Annotated in this window: 16 protein-coding genes; 2 read left to right on the forward strand and 14 right to left on the reverse strand. The window is 66.8% G+C overall.

Going from position 1 to position 17,395, the window contains the following annotated elements:
- Positions 1-58: 58 nt before the first annotated feature.
- The 10 genes from PV772_RS04785 to truB form a co-directional block, all read right to left on the reverse strand.
- Positions 59-445, reverse strand: coding sequence for a DUF1579 domain-containing protein (locus PV772_RS04785; RefSeq protein WP_246857400.1), 387 nt, complete (start codon positions 443-445; stop codon positions 59-61).
- Between the two features lie 208 nt (positions 446-653).
- Entirely contained in the window at positions 654-1,997 is a 1,344-nt protein-coding gene (locus PV772_RS04790; RefSeq protein WP_347885502.1) for a pitrilysin family protein, read from the reverse strand.
- A 112-nt stretch (positions 1,998-2,109) separates the two neighbouring features.
- Positions 2,110-4,368 carry a polyribonucleotide nucleotidyltransferase gene (locus PV772_RS04795; RefSeq protein ID WP_347885576.1) on the reverse strand — a complete coding sequence of 753 codons (2,259 nt, stop codon included), beginning with the start codon at positions 4,366-4,368 and terminating at the stop codon, positions 2,110-2,112.
- 240 nt (positions 4,369-4,608) lie between these two features.
- Complete coding sequence (rpsO, locus tag PV772_RS04800; protein ID WP_013600532.1) at positions 4,609-4,878, reverse strand: 30S ribosomal protein S15; 270 nt, start codon at positions 4,876-4,878, stop codon at positions 4,609-4,611.
- A gap of 199 nt (positions 4,879-5,077) precedes the next feature.
- A complete protein-coding gene (locus tag PV772_RS04805) occupies positions 5,078-6,337 on the reverse strand; it encodes an aminotransferase class V-fold PLP-dependent enzyme (RefSeq protein ID WP_347885503.1) in 1,260 nt (419 codons plus the stop codon).
- Positions 6,334-7,188: a tryptophan 2,3-dioxygenase gene (gene kynA, locus PV772_RS04810; protein WP_347885577.1), complete on the reverse strand. Its 855-nt coding sequence runs from the start codon at positions 7,186-7,188 to the stop codon at positions 6,334-6,336. The genes PV772_RS04805 and kynA overlap by 4 nt, the downstream gene beginning before the upstream one ends.
- A gap of 36 nt (positions 7,189-7,224) precedes the next feature.
- On the reverse strand, positions 7,225-8,208 hold the full coding sequence (locus PV772_RS04815; RefSeq protein ID WP_347885504.1) for a bifunctional riboflavin kinase/FAD synthetase: 984 nt from the start codon (positions 8,206-8,208) through the stop codon (positions 7,225-7,227).
- Between the two features lie 79 nt (positions 8,209-8,287).
- The gene (locus PV772_RS04820; RefSeq protein ID WP_141160985.1) at positions 8,288-8,737 is read right to left on the reverse strand and encodes a hypothetical protein; all 450 of its coding nucleotides are present in this window, start codon (positions 8,735-8,737) and stop codon (positions 8,288-8,290) included.
- 19 nt (positions 8,738-8,756) lie between these two features.
- Positions 8,757-9,110 (reverse strand): hypothetical protein, encoded by a 354-nt coding sequence (locus tag PV772_RS04825; protein ID WP_141160986.1) that lies wholly within the window; start codon positions 9,108-9,110, stop codon positions 8,757-8,759.
- 3 nt (positions 9,111-9,113) lie between these two features.
- The gene (truB, locus tag PV772_RS04830) at positions 9,114-10,049 is read right to left on the reverse strand and encodes a tRNA pseudouridine(55) synthase TruB (protein WP_347885505.1); all 936 of its coding nucleotides are present in this window, start codon (positions 10,047-10,049) and stop codon (positions 9,114-9,116) included.
- 136 nt (positions 10,050-10,185) lie between these two features.
- On the opposite strand from truB, the gene PV772_RS04835 reads away from it, so the two are divergent.
- On the forward strand, positions 10,186-11,346 hold the full coding sequence (locus PV772_RS04835) for an aminotransferase class I/II-fold pyridoxal phosphate-dependent enzyme (RefSeq protein WP_347885506.1): 1,161 nt from the start codon (positions 10,186-10,188) through the stop codon (positions 11,344-11,346).
- Positions 11,347-11,354: 8 nt separating this feature from the next.
- On the opposite strand, the gene trxA is transcribed toward PV772_RS04835, so the two are convergent.
- Together trxA and PV772_RS04845 are read right to left on the reverse strand one after the other, a co-directional pair.
- Entirely contained in the window at positions 11,355-11,792 is a 438-nt protein-coding gene (gene trxA / locus PV772_RS04840; protein ID WP_141160989.1) for a thioredoxin, read from the reverse strand.
- Between the two features lie 2 nt (positions 11,793-11,794).
- Positions 11,795-12,298 carry a nucleoside deaminase gene (locus tag PV772_RS04845; protein WP_347885507.1) on the reverse strand — a complete coding sequence of 168 codons (504 nt, stop codon included), beginning with the start codon at positions 12,296-12,298 and terminating at the stop codon, positions 11,795-11,797.
- A gap of 174 nt (positions 12,299-12,472) precedes the next feature.
- On the opposite strand from PV772_RS04845, the gene PV772_RS04850 reads away from it, so the two are divergent.
- A complete protein-coding gene (locus tag PV772_RS04850; RefSeq protein ID WP_347885508.1) occupies positions 12,473-13,606 on the forward strand; it encodes a ScyD/ScyE family protein in 1,134 nt (377 codons plus the stop codon).
- A 69-nt stretch (positions 13,607-13,675) separates the two neighbouring features.
- Here PV772_RS04850 and rbfA read toward each other — a convergent pair whose 3' ends face one another.
- Both rbfA and infB read right to left on the reverse strand, forming a co-directional pair.
- Positions 13,676-14,185 (reverse strand): 30S ribosome-binding factor RbfA, encoded by a 510-nt coding sequence (rbfA, locus tag PV772_RS04855; RefSeq protein WP_141160992.1) that lies wholly within the window; start codon positions 14,183-14,185, stop codon positions 13,676-13,678.
- Positions 14,186-14,477: 292 nt separating this feature from the next.
- Entirely contained in the window at positions 14,478-17,381 is a 2,904-nt protein-coding gene (gene infB / locus PV772_RS04860; RefSeq protein WP_141160993.1) for a translation initiation factor IF-2, read from the reverse strand.
- Positions 17,382-17,395 lie beyond the last annotated feature (14 nt).

Here is a 17,395-nt window from a genome sequence, read left to right on the forward strand (position 1 = left end):
CTGCCCTCGCCGGTGCGCCGAAAACGCGCATCATCGAGGCGGCATCCTAGCCCATGCCTCACGCGCGGTGGAACTCCGAGCGCATGAATGGCCTGTACGGCGATTCATTACCGTCGGTTCCAGCCTCCGGGGTGTCGCCGCCGTCGTCCTGCCCGGCAGAACGTAGTTCGGTGACGTGCGTCAGGACACCGTCCGCCACCTCGATGGAGTGGCGCGTCCAGCTTCCGGCAGTGCGGCGTTCAACGCGGAGGACACCGTCGCGCCAAGTGCAGCGGGTGGCGCTGCCGAGCGGAACGCCGGCGCTGTCCACGTAGTACCACAGCACATCGTTGTGGACCGGATCGATCGTGAAGATGCCGTGGCCTTCGAAATGGCTGCCGTCGGGTTCAACGTGCCGGTAGCTCTGCACGACGCCGAGACCTCCGGCCACCTGGCTGTAGGTCACTTCTGCATCAACGCTGCGTTCGGGCCCCCACGGACCTGCAGCGACCTGGGTCCGTCCCCGCCAGTGACCCAGCAGGCCGGATAACGCATGAGGTCCGTGCCGCACTCCCGCCCCGTTCACCGTTCCGCCTTCCCAAACGAAGATCGCTCCCCAACTTAGGATGGACTCTGGAGGGCCGGGCCGCCAGCGTCTCCGCGGCGCCAGGTTGCTACAACCCGAACGTCTCCGTCTCCTCGAACGGGCCAACCACGGTGACGGTCCGCGGGGCTGCGGCGAGTTCGGCGGCCAATTCCTGGACTTGTTCTGCGGTGACCGCCTTGATGAGCCGCAGGGTTTCGTCGATGTCCTGGTATTCGCCGGAGACCAGTTCGGCCCTGCCCAGCCGGGACATCCGTGAGCCGGTGTCCTCCAGGGCCAGGACGATGCCGCCGCCGAGTTGTCCAACGGCCTTGCGGAGCTCGTCGTCGGAGATGCCGTGTTCGGCGAGCTTGTCCAGCTCCACACCCAGCAGGTCCAGCACCTGCCGGACCTTGGACGGCGTGCAGCCCGCGTACATCCCAAAGTAGCCGGCGTCGGCGTAGGACGAGGCAAAGGAGTAGGTGGAGTACACCAGGCCGCGCTTCTCGCGGACTTCCTGGAACAGCCTGGAGGACATGCCGCCGCCCAGGACCGCATTCAGCACACTCATGACGTAGCGGCGTTCGTCGGTGGCAACGATGGTGGGGCAGCCCATGATGATGTTCGCCTGCTCCACGGCGCGCTTGACCACGTGCAGGCCTGCGGTCCCGGTGATGAGGGCGCGTTCGGTGGAGCGCCGCTGCACCGGTGCCGCGTCGGGCTCAAGCGACCAGCCCGCGGTCTGGAGGGCATCCACCACGAGTCCGCAGACGACGTCGTGGTCCAGCCCGCCCGCGGCGGTGATGACCAGCTCCTCCGGTTTGTAGTACCTGCGGTAGTGCTCCCACACGGAGTCCCGGGCCACGGCCTTGATGGCAGCGGGAGTGCCTCCGATGGGGCGGCCCAGCGGGTGGCTGCCCAGGACCGCGGCGACGAAGTGCTCGTGGGCAACGTCGGTGGGGTCATCGCTGTCCATGGCGATTTCCTCGAGGATCACGTCCCGTTCCTGCTCCATCTCGTCAGGGTCCAGCACGGCGCCGGTGATCATGTCCGCGATGACGTCGATGGCCATGGGAAGGTCCGAGTCCAGCACCCGCGCAAAGTAGCAGGTGCTTTCCTTGGCAGTGGCCGCGTTCGATTCGCCGCCCACCTCATCAAAGGCGGAGGCAATCTCCAGGGCCGTGCGGCGCCTGGTCCCCTTGAACAGCAGGTGCTCAAGGAAGTGGGTGGAACCGTGCTGGCCGGGAGCCTCGTCACGGGAGCCCACACCCACCCAGAACCCGATCGTGGCTGACCGCTGGCCCGGCATCGCCTCGGTCAGTACCCGCACTCCCCCTGGCAGCACTGAACGCCGGACCTCGGACCCGCCGTCGGAGCCGTGGACCAGGGTGTCGCCGGCGTGGTTCTGCTCAAGCGGCAGGGGTACAACAGTCATTGATGCCTTTCAGGACGGGCAGCCGGATCTGGCTGCCATCGTAACAGCGGCGGGACCGGTGGATCATCCACCGGTCCCGCCGATTCATGCTTATGCCGGGAAGCCCCTGCTGTTAGACCTCAGCGCCTTCAGCAGGCTCCGTGGCGTGAACGCGCTCGGTCTCGTCGGCGCCTTCCTCGTCAGCCACGACCGGAGACAGGGACAGCTTTCCGCGGTCATCGATCTTGGTGATTTCCACCTGGATCTTCTGGCCCACGGAAACAACGTCATCAACGTTGTCCACCCGCTTGCCGCCGGCGATCTTGCGCAGCTCGGAGATGTGCAGGAGGCCGTCCTTGCCCGGGGTCAACGACACGAAGGCACCGAAGGTGGTGGTCTTGACGACCGTGCCCAGGTAGCGCTCGCCGATTTCCGGAACCTGCGGGTTGGCGATGGCGTTGATGGCGGAGCGTGCTGCGTCGGCAGACGGACCGTTCGTGGCGCCAATGTAGACCGTGCCGTCGTCCTCGATGGAGATGTCGGCGCCCGTGTCTTCCTGGATCTGGTTGATCATCTTGCCCTTGGGGCCGATGACCTCGCCGATCTTGTCCACGGGGATCTTGACGGCGATGACGCGCGGTGCGAACTCGGAGAGCTCGTCCGGGGTGTCGATGGCCGAGTTGATGACCTCGAGGATGTGCAGGCGGGCTTCGCGTGCCTGCTTCAGGGCTGCCGCGAGCACCGAAGCGGGGATGCCGTCGAGCTTGGTGTCCAGCTGGATGGCCGTGACGAACTCGGCGGTGCCGGCAACCTTGAAGTCCATGTCACCGAAGGCGTCTTCGGCGCCCAGGATGTCGGTCAGCGCTGCGTAGCGGGTCTGGCCGTCCACCTGGTCGGAGACCAGGCCCATGGCGATACCGGCGACGGCGGCCTTCAGGGGCACACCGGCGTTCAGCAGGGACAGGGTGGAGGCGCAGACGGAACCCATCGACGTCGAACCGTTGGAACCGAGGGCTTCGGATACCTGGCGGATGGCGTAGGGGAATTCCTCGCGGGACGGCAGGACGGGCACGAGTGCACGTTCGGCCAGGGCACCGTGGCCGATTTCGCGGCGCTTGGGCGAGCCCACGCGGCCGGTTTCACCGGTGGAGTACGGCGGGAAGTTGTAGTTGTGCATGTAGCGCTTGCGCGTCACGGGAGACAGCGAGTCGATCTGCTGCTCCATCTTGAGCATGTTCAGTGTGGTGACACCCATGATCTGGGTCTCGCCGCGTTCGAAGATGGCGGAGCCGTGGACGCGGGGCAGGACCTCGACCTCGGCGGTCAGCTGGCGGATGTCCGTCAGGCCACGGCCGTCGATGCGGACCTGGTCCTTGAGGATGCGCTGGCGCACAACGTGCTTGGTGACCGAGCGGAATGCTGCGGACAGTTCCTTCTCGCGGCCTTCGAACTGGCCGGCGAGGTTGGCGAGGACCTCGTCCTTGAGTGCGTCGGAGGCGTTGTCGCGTTCCTGCTTGTCGGCGATCTGGAAGACGGCGGCGAGCTTGTCGGCGGCAGCGGATTCGACGGCGGCGTAAGCGTCGTCCTCGTAGTCCAGGAAGACCGGGAACTCGACCGTGGGCTTGGCAGCGCGTGCGGCGAGGTCGGCCTGGGCGTCGCAGAGTGCCTTGATGAACGGCTTGGCAGCTTCGAGGCCCTCGGCCACAACCTCTTCGGTGGGGGCGGTGGCGCCCTGTTCCTTGATGAGGTTCCAGGAGTTGTCGGTTGCTTCGGCTTCGACCATCATGATGGCGACGTCGTCACCGGCAACACGGCCGGCAACCACCATGTTGAACACGGAGTTTTCCAGCTGGGAGTGCTTGGGGAAGGCAACCCACTGCGATCCGTTTTCGTCGTTGACCAGGGCGACGCGGACGCCGCCGATGGGGCCGGAGAACGGGAGGCCGGACAGCTGGGTGGACATCGAGGAAGCGTTGATGGCAACGACGTCGTACAGCTCATCGGGGTTGATGGCCAGGACGGTGACCACGATCTGGACCTCGTTGCGCAGGCCCTTGATGAAGGCGGGGCGCAGCGGGCGGTCCATCAGGCGGCAGGCCAGGATGGCTTCGGTGGACGGGCGGCCTTCGCGGCGGAAGAACGAGCCCGGGATGCGGCCGGCAGCGTACATGCGCTCTTCGACGTCGACCGTCAGCGGGAAGAAGTCGAAGCCTTCACGCGGGTGCTTGCCGGCGGTGGTTGCGGACAGCAGTGCGGTGTCATCGTCGATGTACACCATGGCTGCGCCGGCGGCCTGCTTGGCGAGGCGGCCGGTTTCAAAGCGGATTACGCGCTTGCCAAAACGGCCATTGTCAATGACTGCTTCCGAGAACTGGATTTCGGGACCCTCCAAGAGAGTCACCTCCGTTTCTTTTTACGGAAGTCCAGCCGCATCAACCCAGCCAGCATCTGTCTACTGGCCCTGCACCCGGTCATCGATCGAGACCCACGGGCCGCCGGCTTCAGTCAACGAAGCCGTTCCCGGGGATCACTACCGAGGACCGCGAATGCGTGATGCGGTTGATCCTCCTGTTTAGTTTTTATTTGAAGAAGGCGGCCCGTTCCGGAGGGAAAGGGCCGCCCCAAAGTGTGACTAGCGGCGCAGGCCGAGACGCTCGATGAGCGAACGGTAGCGGGCGATGTCAGTCTTCTTGAGGTAGCTCAGCATGCGCTTGCGGCGACCAACCATGGCCAGCAGACCGCGCTGGGTGTGGTAGTCGTGCTTGTGCTCCTTCATGTGCTCAGTCAGATCCTTGATCCGCTGGGTCAGGACGGCAACCTGGACCTCGGGTGAACCGGTGTCACCTTCGCCAGTTGCGTATTCCTTGATGATGGACTGCTTTACAGCGGCGTCAAGTGCCACAATATCTCCTTGGGATGTGCCGTGCGGGCCCAGGTCAGTAACTCACTGCCGGGTCTGCCGTGTTGGTCCTGATCCGGATAACCGGAGAAGGCCGACTACAACAGGAACCAGCCGCCACGGACTGCAGCCGGATCCATCGTCCAGTTTACCGGGCGCGGCCTAACCTTGTCGAAACACGCCCGCCAGGTTCGCAGGGCGCTCAGCCCTGCAGCCTGTCCCGGATCGCCGCCATGCCGTGCAGCACCTCGGCGAAGCTGGTGCTCAGCGGCGACAAACCCACCCTGATGCCGTGCGGCGAGCGGAAGTCCGGGATGACGTCGCCGTCCCACAGGGCCTCGACCGTGGCCTTGGTGAAGTTGGGATGGTCCACCGTGATGTGCCCGCCCCGCTCCCCCGGGTTCCTCGGCGACGCAAGCCCGGCCCCCAGCGGTGCCAGCCACGCGTCGAAGACCTCGACGGCGAAGGCGGTGAGGTCTTCGGACTTCGAACGGACGGCCGCCATGCCGGCTTCTTCGATGAGGTCCAGCGTGGCCTGCATGGCGATCATGCCGAAGATGGCGGGAGTGCCGCTGAGGAACCCGCGGATCCCTTGGGCCGGTTCATAACCGGACGCCATTTCGAAGGCGTCCTTGCGTCCCATCCAGCCCCAGATGGGCTGGTTCAGCGAGGGCAGGTGGCGGGCGTTGACGTAGGCGAACGCCGGGGAGCCGGGGCCCCCGTTGAGGTACTTATAGGTGCAGCCCGCAGCGAAGTCGACGTCGGCACGGTCCAGGTCGATCTCCACCGACCCCGCGGAATGGCACAGGTCCCACACCACCAAGGCGCCGGCGTCGTGCACTGCCGCGGTGATGCCCGGCAGGTCCGCCAGGTGGCCCGACCGGTAGGCGATCTGGCTGAGGAGGACGACGGCGGTGCGCGGCCCGGTGGCCTGGCGCACCTGGTCAAGGGTCACCCCGGCGGCCGGGTCGGGCTCGATCCAGCGCAGGGTGAGGCCTTCCTCAAGGGCGATGCCCTCCACCAGGTAGCGGTCCGTGGGGAAGTTTTCCGTATCCAGCACCAGCTCGTTGCGGTCTGGATCCTGTACGGCGGCCAGGGCAGCCCTGATCAGCTTGTACAGCACCACCGTGGTGGAGTCGGCAATGATGGTCTGCCCCGGCGCTGCCCCGAGGACGGCACGTCCGAGCTGGTCCCCGATGGCCTGCGGCATGCTAAGCCACTGTTCGTCCCAGCCCCGGATGAGGCGTCCGCCCCACTCATCCCGGATGAAGGCGGCGACGTCGTCGGCAGTACGCTTCAGGGGCCGGCCCAGGGAGTTGCCGTCCAGGTAGGACAGCGGGGTGTCGGTACCAATGAAAAGGTCCCGGTAGTGCGCCAGGGCGTCCCGGCGGTCCAGCTCTTCAGCGCGCCCCCGGAGCGCTTCAGCAGACACGTCGAGGTGGTTTTCCTGGTGGATGCTCATTGTCCGATCTCCGTCCTGACGGCGAATAGTTCCGGGAAGAACGTCAGTTCCAGGGCCTTCTGCAGGAAGGTCACACCGCTGGATCCGCCGGTGCCGGTCTTCATGCCGATGGTCCGCTGGACTGTGCGCAGGTGCCGGAACCGCCAGAGCTGGAAATTGTCCTCCAGGTCCACCAGTTCCTCGCAGGCCTCGTAGGCCGCCCAGTTGTCCGCCGCATTCTCGTAAATGTGCTTGAAGAGCGGTACCAGCTCCGGGACGAACTCGTGGGCCAGGGTCACATCCCGGTCCAGGACTGCCGGCGGGACATCAAACCCCTGCCGGGAGAGGTAGGCCAGGAACTCGTCATAGATGCTGGGTGCGGCCAGCAGTTCCGACAGCATGCCGTGCGCCTCAGGATCGGATTCGAAAACCGGCAGCATCCTGTGGTTCTTGTTCCCCAGGACGAACTCGACGGCCCGGTACTGCGCGGACTGGAAACCTGATGAGTTGCCCAGGAAGCCGCGGAACTGCGAGTACTCGGTGGGCGTAAGGGTGGCCAGCACGGACCACTGTTCGGTGAGGGTCTTCTGGATGTGCTTGACCCGGGCGATGCCCTTGAGCGCCGAACCGAGGTCGTCCTCCCGGAGCCAGGCGGCTGCGCTGCGGAGTTCATGCAGGACCAGCTTCAGCCACAGTTCAGTGGTCTGGTGCTGGATGATGAACAGCAACTCATCGTGGTGCTCAGGCTTGCTGACCGGCTGCTGCGCACTGAGCAGGGTGGGAAGCTGCAGGTAGGAGGCGTAGCTCATCCGGGAGCTGAAGTCGCGGACGATCCCCTCATCCAGCGTGCGGGTGTTCTTCTCGACGGACACGTCCTGCCTTTCGCTTGCTGCCACCGGGCAGTCTTGTCAGTGGCCGGCCAGGAGCTGGTGGGCCTGCGCCACGTCCAGGCGCATCTGTTCCACCAGGGCCTCAGGGCCACGGTAGGCCACCATGCCCCGAAGCCGTTCCACGAATTCGACGATCACTGTCTGGCCGTACAGATCGAAGTCCTCAACGGCCTCCTTGGGCCGGTCAATCACGTGGGCCTCTACCTGGCGGCTGACGCCGTCGAAGGTGGGGTTGGAGCCTACGGAGATGGCTGCCGGCCAGCGCTTGCCGGCCTGGTCCACCAGCCAGCCGGCGTAGATGCCGTCGGCGGGAATCAGCCCCGTGGCATTGGACGCGAGGTTGGCCGTGGGGAACCCCAGCGCCCTGCCGCGGGCGGCGCCGTGGACCACCTCGCCGCGCATCCGGTGCGGCCGGCCCAGGACCGAGGCGGCGGTGGTGACGTCTCCGGCCTGCAGTGCTTCCCGCACCCAGGTGGAGGAACAGCGGCGGTCCGTGCCGCCGTCGTCATGCAGGGGGTAGCCTTCGGCCCCGAATTCGCTGATCACCTGGACATCGAAGCCGAACTTTTCGCCCAGCGCCTTCATGGTGTCCAGGTCACCGGAGTTGCCACGGCCGAACCTGGCATCGTGGCCGATGACCACGTGGCTGGCGTGCAGGCAGTCCACCAGGTACTGCTCCACGAACTCTTCGGCCGTGAGGCTGGCGAGGTCCAGCGAGTACTTGACCACCAGGATGGCGTCCAGGCCCAGCTCACCCAGCGCGTCCAGCTTGTCATCCAGCCCCATGATCAGGTCCGGCGCAGCCTCCGGGCGGTGGATTACTGCCGGGTGGGGGTCGAACGTCACGGCCACTGCCTTGGCATGGGACAGGCGGGCCGACCGGATCAGCTGGGACAGCACCTGCTGGTGGCCGCGGTGAACGCCGTCGAAGTTGCCGAAAGTGACAACGGATGGGCCGAAGTCCGCCGGGACATCGGACGGATCGTTCCAGATGTAAACCATCACCCTCGCCTTAAGCTGCCTGAAAGCATCAACGTTCCCGGACCCTTCCGGCCGCGGAACTCTTCAAGGTTACCCGGATTCACTGCGCAGCTTTGGCGCGTGATGGCCGGCGCCGGTACAGCCACACCAACCCAAGGATGGGCAGCAGCAGGGGGATGAAGCCGTAGCCGCGTCCGAACAGCGACCAGACGGTTTCATGCGGGAACTGCACGGAGTCCAGGATGCTCAGGGTGCCCACCACCAGGACGCCGGCAAGTTCAACCAGCACCGCCGCAACCGAAACCTTGAACCACGTGGTTCCGGCCTTGGCCAGTGACACGGTGGCCAGGATATACACCAGGGCCGCAAAGGCGGACAGCAGGTAGGCCAGGGGTGCCTCGGAGAACTTGGTGAGGATCTGGTAGCCGGCGCGGGCGGTGGCCGAGATGGCGAACACACCGTACACCGCGATCAGGAGGCGTCCCGGTCCCGTGTTGCGGGTGTTGCGGACGGTTTCTCCGGTGGCCGGCTGGGCCTGCTGGTCTTTCATTTCTGCTGCTTCTTCCACTTCAGTACCAGATCTGGTTCATTCGGGCAGCCATCACCAGCGCTGTGACGCCGACGGCGGCCAGGACAAAGTTGCTCCACCGCGTGCGCTCCAGGATGGACCAGTAGATGGCGGCGGGCGGCAGGAGCATCGCGGTGGCCATGTAGCCCCAGAACTCCCAGGCTTCCCCCGCGATTGGTTCGCCGGCGATCACGCGGACGATGGACCCCACCAGGTAGACCACCAGGGCCACTTCGACGGCCACGACGGACAGGATGGTGATGTCGTTGGGTGCCTTCTTCAGGATTCCGGCGCCCAGGCACAGCAGGGTTGATGCCAGGCCGACCACCAGGATGATCCAAAAATATGCGTCCATCCGCTATGCCTCCGCAGGCGCGGTTGCGGCCGGGCCGGTGCCTGGGGCGAAAACCAGGACCGGTTTGGCGTAGCTGCCCGCGTCGGCAAGAAGGGCCACCAGGCTGCCGTCCGGAGCGAAGGCCGCGGCAGGGTGTTCCACCGTGGCGGCGCCGGCGGTGCCGGGGGCGGCACTGGCCGCGATCCGCCGCCCGAAGGAGATTTCGGCGGTTTCTTCGGCGGTGAGTTCGCGGTTGGGCATCAGCGCCCTGGCGGCGAGGGACATGTCCAGGACGTTGAGTTCACCGGCGAGCTGTTCCAGGGTACGCGCCCGCTCAAGGGAGTAGGGGCCCACCTGGGTCCGGCGGAGCGCCGTGAGGTGGCCTCCCACGCCAAGGCCGTTTCCGAGGTCCCGGGCCAGGGCGCGGATATACGTGCCCGACGAACATTCGACCGTCACGTCCAGGTCCACCACCCCTGCTGCATCGTCCCGGCGGATGCCGTGGACATCAAAGCGGTGGATGGTGACGGGGCGGGCGGCGAGCTTGACGTCCTCGCCGGACCGGACTCGCGCGTACGCCCGTTCGCCGTTGACCTTGATCGCGCTGACGCTGCTGGGCACCTGCTGGATGTCGCCCGTGAGCGCCGCCACGCCGTCGTCGATCTGCTGGTCCGTGATGCCGGCAGCGCTGGTGGTGGCCGTGACCTCGCCCTCCGCGTCGTCGGTCACCGTGGACTGCCCCAGCCGGATGGTGGCGGTGTAGGTCTTGGAGGTGCCCACGATGTAGGTCAGCAGCCGGGTGGCTTTGTTGATGCCAAGCACCAGGACACCGGTGGCCATGGGATCGAGGGTTCCTGCGTGCCCCACTTTCCGGGTCCCTGCGAGGCGCCGCATCCGGCCAACCACATCATGGCTGGTCCATCCCTGCGGCTTGTCCACTATCACCAGTCCAGAAAGCACGCCTCCCAGTATATGGGCGCAGGTTGGGGCGCATGTGCAGGGAACCGGCAGGGTGCGGACGACGGCGGCGCCCCACCACGCGGCCACGTCACCGGGCGGGGCGGAGGCAGGGCAGGGGACGGCTAGGATGGCTGGCATGCCTGAGCTTGCCGCCCATGTCCGCGACGTGCCCATCAACCAGATTCGTGAGATCACCGAGGCCGCGTGGCGCACTCCCGGCGCCGTGGTGCTCAGCATCGGGGAGCCCGGTTTCCCCCTCCCCCGCCATGTCCTGGACGCGGGCATCGCCTGCCTGGACCGGGATGAGACCAACTACACGCCCAACGCCGGGATACCGGCCCTGCGCGAGGCGTTCGCCACCAGGTTCCGCGAGGAGCAGGGCGTGGATGTCGGCGCGGAACGCGTGTACGTGGTGTCCGGCGCGCAGCAGGGCCTGCACTTCGCCATGACCCTGCTGCTCTCCCCCGGCGATGAGGTCCTGATCCCGAACCCGGGCTACCCCACCTTCGCCATGACCGGCCGGCTGCTGAACGCCGTTCCGGTGGGCTACCCCCTGCACCCGGACCACGGATTCCAGCCCCGGGTCGCCGACGTGGAAGCCCTCATCACCAGCCGCACCCGCGTCCTGGTGCTCAACTCCCCGTCAAACCCGCTGGGCGCTGTGCTCAGTGAAGACCTGGTCCGGGAGTTGGTGGAGTTGGCCCGCAGGCATGACATCTGGGTCATCTCGGACGAGTGCTACGAGGCATTCACCTACGATGTCCCCCACGTCAGCCCGGCAAGGTTCGACGGCGGCACAGCGGAGGATGCGCGGGTGTTCACTTCGTTGACGCTGTCCAAGACCTACGGCCTGACGGGCCTGCGGATTGGCGCGCTGATTTGCCCGCCGGGGCTCGGACAGAAGATGGACAACGTCATGGAATCGATCGTCTCCTGCGTGGCGTCCGCCCCGCAGTACGCCGCTCTCGCAGCCCTCACCGGGCCGCAGGAATACGTGCGTCACGCGCACCGGCACTACCGGGAAAACCGGGATGCGGCCTCCGCGGTGCTGGCTGCGAAGGGGATCCGTTACCTGCCGGCCCAGGGGGCGTTCTACCTGTGGGCAGACATGTCGCATGTGACCGGCGGGGATGTGCGCAGCTGGGTCCGGCGGTTCCTGGCCGACTCCGGGGTGGCGCTGGCCCCCGGGACCGCATTCGGCTCCATCGGCGAGGGGTGGGTGCGGATTGCGCTGTGCGGCCGGAAGCAGGACCTGTTGGAAGGACTGTCCCGGTTACCGGGCGCCCGCGGCCGCTAAAAGGGGTATCAGGGGCGGGTGCCGGCCAGCGCTTTGTCCAGCCAGGTACGGAGCGCCTCGGCCGGGGCGGCACCGGCCTGCCGTGCCGCGACCCTGCCGTCCACGAGCACCATCAGCGTTGGGATGGCCTGCACGTCGAACCGCCGCGAAAGGCCGGGCGACGTGTCCACGTCCACCTTCACCAGCTTGATCTTCCCCGGCCGTTCCCGTGCCAGCCTGTCCAGGACGGGGCTGACCATCCGGCAGGGCCCACACCAGGCCGCCCAGAAATCGACCAGCACCGGAACTGACGACTGCTCCGCCACGGCAGCGAAGTCGGCATCGCCTGCCGACACGATCCACGGCAGGTCCGCCTTGCAGTTCCCGCAGCGGGGGTGGCCAGCAGCCTGTGCCGGCACCCGGTTGGTCTTCCCGCACTGGGGGCAGCTGAGGAGTGTGGTTTCCATGCCTAGTATTCCTTCCTGCTGTCAAAGCCGCGCCACGCCTGGAAGGGGAGGTCCGACGTCGGGACCTCACCCCGGGTGACCGGCATCAACTCCGGCGCGGCGCCGCTGAAGTAGTCGTAAAAGAGTGCGTCATCAAAACCTGCTGCCGCGGCCCCGTGCCGGTCCGCGGCGAAGTAGACGTGGCCGATCCTGGCCCACAAAGCGGACGCCAGGCACATGGGGCACGGCTCGCAGCTGGCATAGAGGACGGAGCCGCTGAGGTCGAAGTCCGCCGTTGCCGCCGCTGCTGCCCGGATGGCCACCACCTCAGCGTGGGCGGTGGGGTCGTTGTCCCGGGTCACCCTGTTCACGCCGGTGTGGACCCGCCCGTCAGGCGTCACCACCACCGCACCGAAGGGGCCACCGCCCTGACCGACATTCTGCACGGCGAGGTCCACGGCCTGCCCAAGATAGCGGCTCGAGTCGGGCTGGCGGGAGGGGCTGTTACCGGGGTCCGCGGAGGTCATAGCACGATCCTAGCCACGGGGACCCCGTTGGGGGATGGATTGGGGGCCAAGAAGGGGAGGCTCACCTCAGGACTACTGGCTGGTAGCGGCCTACGCTGGCGCCCGGGGATGTATTTCGCCTCTACCGAGGCTTCCATATCCAGCCCGCAAGGGCCTCGCACCCCGGAGTACCCCATGAAACGAAAACTCACTTTTATCGCCTGCGTGGCCGCCGGCCTGGTGGTCCAGGCCGCGCCGGCGTTCGCCTCTGATCCCCACCAGGACTACGAAGTCATGGCCACCGGCCTGCTTTCACCCCTGCACCTGGCGGTAGGCGATGGCGAATCCGTAAAGGTCAGCCAGGATTTTTCCGGAATGCTCACGCAGGTCGAGCACGACGGAGAACGCCACGACGTCTACACCGCCAGGAAAGGGTGGGAAGTCGCCGGGGCAGAGATCCGCGGCGACAAGACCTATTTCCTGGAAAGCATTGGAGCGGGCCAAGGTGACCCGGCCGCACTGCACGGCTACCTGAAGTCCATCGACGCCAAGGGCCACGTGGAGACGATCGCCAACTTCGCCGACTACGAGCGGAAGGCCAATCCAGACGCCAAGCAGCATTATGGCCTGGAACCGGATGCCAGCCAGCAGTGCCTCACGGAGGCTGGTGGCCTGCCGGACGCGCCCCCGCCGCAGTACACGGGCACCGTGGACTCACATCCTTACGCCCTGGCCCTCTGGAAAGACACGGCCTACGTCGCGGACGCGGGCATGAACGCCATCCTGAAAGTCGACCTGGAGTCCGGGAAGATTTCCACCGTGGCAGTCCTTCCGCCGCGCCCATTGACCCTGACCAAGAAAATTGCCGCGACCCTGGGCGCCCCGGACTGCGCCGGCTTCTCGTACGCTTTTGAGCCCGTGCCAACGGACGTGGAAATCGGTACGGACGGCTGGCTGTACGTGACGTCGTTGCCGGGTGGACCCGAGGACCCGTCGCTCGGTGCCCGTGGAGCCGTCTTCAAGATCAATCCGTGGAGCGGCGACGCGGACGTTTGGGCGGACCACATCATGAGCCCCACCGGCCTCGCTGTGGGTGACGATGGCGATGTGTATGTCGCGTCCCTTTTCGGCAGCGAAATCCTGAAGTTCGACTGCCAGGGACACCGGTCACAATTCCTGGCCGTCAACCAGCCCGCCGACGTTGAGTTCAGGAACGGCGACGTCTTTGCCACGGTTGACGCACTGGTGGGTGCACCCGATCCCATGGCGCCCAGCGGCGGTCCGACGCCCCAACCCGGGGGCCGACTGATCGAAGTCGACCACCGCTGACCCGGACAGGAAAACGGCAGGACCGCACGCGGTCCTGCCGTTTCCATGCTGTGTGGGTGTTGCCGGGTCCTACTTGTTGCTGTCTTCCTCGACGTCTCCGTCAACGCTGAGGTCGGTGTCTTCCTCGTCGAAGTCGTCTTCGTCGATTTCGACCTCACCGGAGGCATCGGTCTTATAGGGGTCTGCGTCACCCGCGTGCTGCGCGTTGGCAGCAAGCGCGGCTACCTCGGCATCGCGCTTCTTCGCCTCACGAAGGAGTTCTTCGAGGTTTGAAGCGACCACCGGGATCTGGTCAGCCACAAACTCGAGGGTGGGGGTCAGGCGCACGGTAATGTTGCGTCCAACCTCCTGCCGAAGCACCCCCTTTGCCTTCTCAAGCCCCTTGGCGGCATCCGCCTGGACGGCCTGGTCGCCAAGCACGGTGTAGTAGACAGTGGCGTGCTGCAGGTCATTGGTCACACGGGCATCGGTGACAGTAATGCCCTCGAGCCGGGGATCCTTGACCTTCCGGCCCAGAGCCTCAGCAACAACAACCTTAATCCGCTGCGCCAACTTGGCAGCACGTGCCGGATCAGCCATGAACAACTCCTAAAGAAGAAAAATTTGGGACGTACGACGGCGGCGAGGGGCCGGCGTCGAACGTTTCAGTTATGTGCCACGCACCAAAGGCGGGCCAAGGGCGATGCCGGCGGGTTCTTCCGGCGGCGCTCTGGAGCCGTGAAGGGGGCCCGCGAGTGGCATCGGGCCTGCCGGAGACGGGTTGCTGGCGATCGTAGATCGCCAGCAACCCGTCGTAGGGGCGGGGCCCCCTTCACGGCGGAAAAGCGCGGGGTGCCCCCAAAACTTGGAGGCACCCCGCCCTCGGACCAGCCTAGACGCGCGGCTTCTCGCGCATCTCGAAGGTCTCGATGATGTCGCCTTCGGTGATGTCGTTGTACGAGCCAAGGCCAATACCACATTCGAAGTCCGTGCGGACCTCGGTGGCGTCGTCCTTGAACCGCTTGAGCGACTCGACCGTGAGGTTGTCACCGATGATCTTGCCGTCGCGGGTGACGCGTGCCTTGGCGTTGCGGCGGATGATGCCCGAGCGGACGATCGAGCCGGCGATGTTTCCGAACTTGGAGGAGCGGAAGACTTCGCGGACCTCGGCCGTGCCGAGCTGGACCTCTTCGTACTCCGGCTTGAGCATGCCCTTGAGCGCTGCTTCGATGTCATCGATTGCTGCGTAGATGACGGAGTAGAAGCGCATGTCCACGCCTTCGCGGTCTGCCAGTTCGGCAACCCGCTCGGCGGGCTTGACGTTGAAGCCGATGATGACGGCGGAGTCGACCGTTGCCAGGTTGACGTCGTTCTGGGTGATGGCACCCACACCGCGGTGGATGACGCGCAGCTGCACGCCTTCGCCGACGTCGATCTTGAGCAGCGCGTCTTCGAGGGCTTCCACGGCACCGGACACGTCACCCTTGAGGATGAGGTTGAGGGTGTCGATCTTGCCTTCGGCGACGGCCTGGTCGAAGTCTTCCAGGCTGATGCGCTTGCGGCGCTTGGCGAGGGCGGCGTTGCGGTCGGCGGCTTCACGCTTCTCGGCGATCTGGCGGGCGGTGCGCTCGTCAGCGGTCACGAAGAAGGTGTCACCGGCGCGCGGGACGTTGGACAGACCCAGCACCTGCACGGGGCGGGACGGGCCTGCCTCGGTCAGGGCGCTGCCGTCGTCGTCGAACATCGCACGGACGCGGCCGTGGGCCGTGCCTGCCACGATGGTGTCGCCGACGCGCAAGGTACCGGACTGCACCAGGACGGTGGCAACCGCACCGCGGCCCTTGTCCAGGTTGGCTTCGATCGCGATGCCGCGGGCGTCCTTGTTCGGGTTGGCGCGCATGTCCAGGGCAGCGTCCGCGGTGAGCAGGACGGCCTCGAGCAGCTCGTCGATGTTGAGGTTCTGGCGGGCAGAGACCTCCACGAACATGGTGTCGCCACCGTATTCCTCGGGAACCAGGCCGTACTCGGTCAGCTGGCCGCGGACCTTCTCCGGGTTGGCGCCTTCCTTGTCGATCTTGTTCACGGCCACGACGATCGGCACGTTGGCCGCCTGGGCGTGGTTGAGGGCCTCAACGGTCTGCGGCATAACGCCGTCGTCCGCTGCGACCACCAGGATGGCGATGTCGGTGACCTTGGCACCACGGGCACGCATGGCGGTGAACGCCTCGTGGCCCGGGGTATCGATGAAGGTGATCTTCCGGTCGGTGCCTTCGTGGCTGTGCGTGACCTGGTAGGCACCGATGTGCTGGGTGATGCCGCCGTGTTCGCCCGCCATGACGTCGGACTTGCGGATGGCATCGAGCAGCCGGGTCTTACCGTGGTCGACGTGGCCCATGACGGTGACTACTGGAGGACGTGCTTCCAGTTCCTCGTCGCCTTCGGCTTCGAGTTCGGCGTCAAAGTCGATGTCGAAGCTGGAGAGCAGCTCGCGCTCTTCGTCTTCCGGCGAAACGACCTGGAGCTTGTAGCCCAGCTCCTCGCCGAGCAGGGCGAAGGTGTCTTCGTCCAGCGACTGGGTCGCGGTGGCCATTTCACCGAGGTGGAACAGCACGGTGACCAGTGCGGCGGGGTTTGCCTCGATCTTGTCGGCAAAGTCCGTGATGGACGAGCCACGGCGAAGGCGGATGACGGTGTTGCCGTCGCCGCGGGGTACGCTCACGCCACCCAGCGACGGGGCACTCATCTGCTCAAGTTCCTGGCGCTTGGCGCGCTTGGACTTGCGCTGCTTGCCACGGCCTGCGCCGCCCTTGCCGAAGGCACCCTGGGTGCCGCCGCGGCCGCGGCCGCCCTTGCCGAAGCCGCCGCCGGCGGGAGCACCGCCGCCACCGGGACCACCGGTACCGGGAGCGCCACCGGGGCGTCCGGGACCGCGGCCGCCGCCGGGACGGCCTGCACCTGCCGGTGCGGGACGCTCAGTGCGGTTGGGCATCATGCCGGGAGTGGGACGGGGACCGCCGGGACGCGGTGCACCCGGACGGGGTCCGCCTGCGCCTGCGGCGGGGCGGGGACCACCGGCACCGGCTGCGGGACGCGGCCCACCGGGACGCGGTCCGCCGGCACCGGCTGCGGGACGGGGACCACCGGGGCGGTCGCCGTCGCGGCCGCCGCCCGGACGGGGCATGCCCTGGGACGTGGCGAACGGGTTGTTGCCGGGACGCGGGGCGCGGTCACCGTCTCCGCCGCGGCCACGGGGCATGCCCTGTGAGGTGGCGAAGGGGTTGTTGCCCGGACGGGGACCGCCGGGACGGGGACCGGAACCACCGGGCGTTGAACCACCCGGACGTGCGGACGGAGCAGGGGTCTCGGCCTTGGGGGCCGGACGTGCACCGGGCTTGGCACCGGTGGACGGAGCACCCGCAGACGGTGCTGCCGGGGCTGCGGGAGCCGGGGCTGCCGGTGCGGCTGCCTTCGCTGCCGGCTCGGCGGGGGCTGCCGGAGCCGGCGCCTCTGCCTTGGGGGCCGGCTCCTTGGGCGCAGCCGGGCCGGGAGCCGGTGCTGAAGGACGGTTGCCTGTTGCGGGGGCGGGTGCCTTGGGGGCAGCGGCGGGCGCTGCGGCCGGTGCCGCCGACTTTGCGGCAGCGTCGGGGAAGGCGTTGCGCAGTTTCCGCACAACGGGGGCCTCGATGGTTGACGAGGCGGAGCGAACGAATTCGCCCAGTTCCTGCAGTTTGGTTACTGCATCTTTGGAAGTTATACCGAGCTCTTTGGCGAGCTCATGTACGCGGACCTTGGCCACATTTCTCCTGTCTC

The sequence above is a fragment of the Pseudarthrobacter sp. CC12 genome (assembly GCF_039907755.1).
Classification (GTDB): Bacteria; Actinomycetota; Actinomycetes; order Actinomycetales; family Micrococcaceae; genus Arthrobacter; species Arthrobacter niigatensis.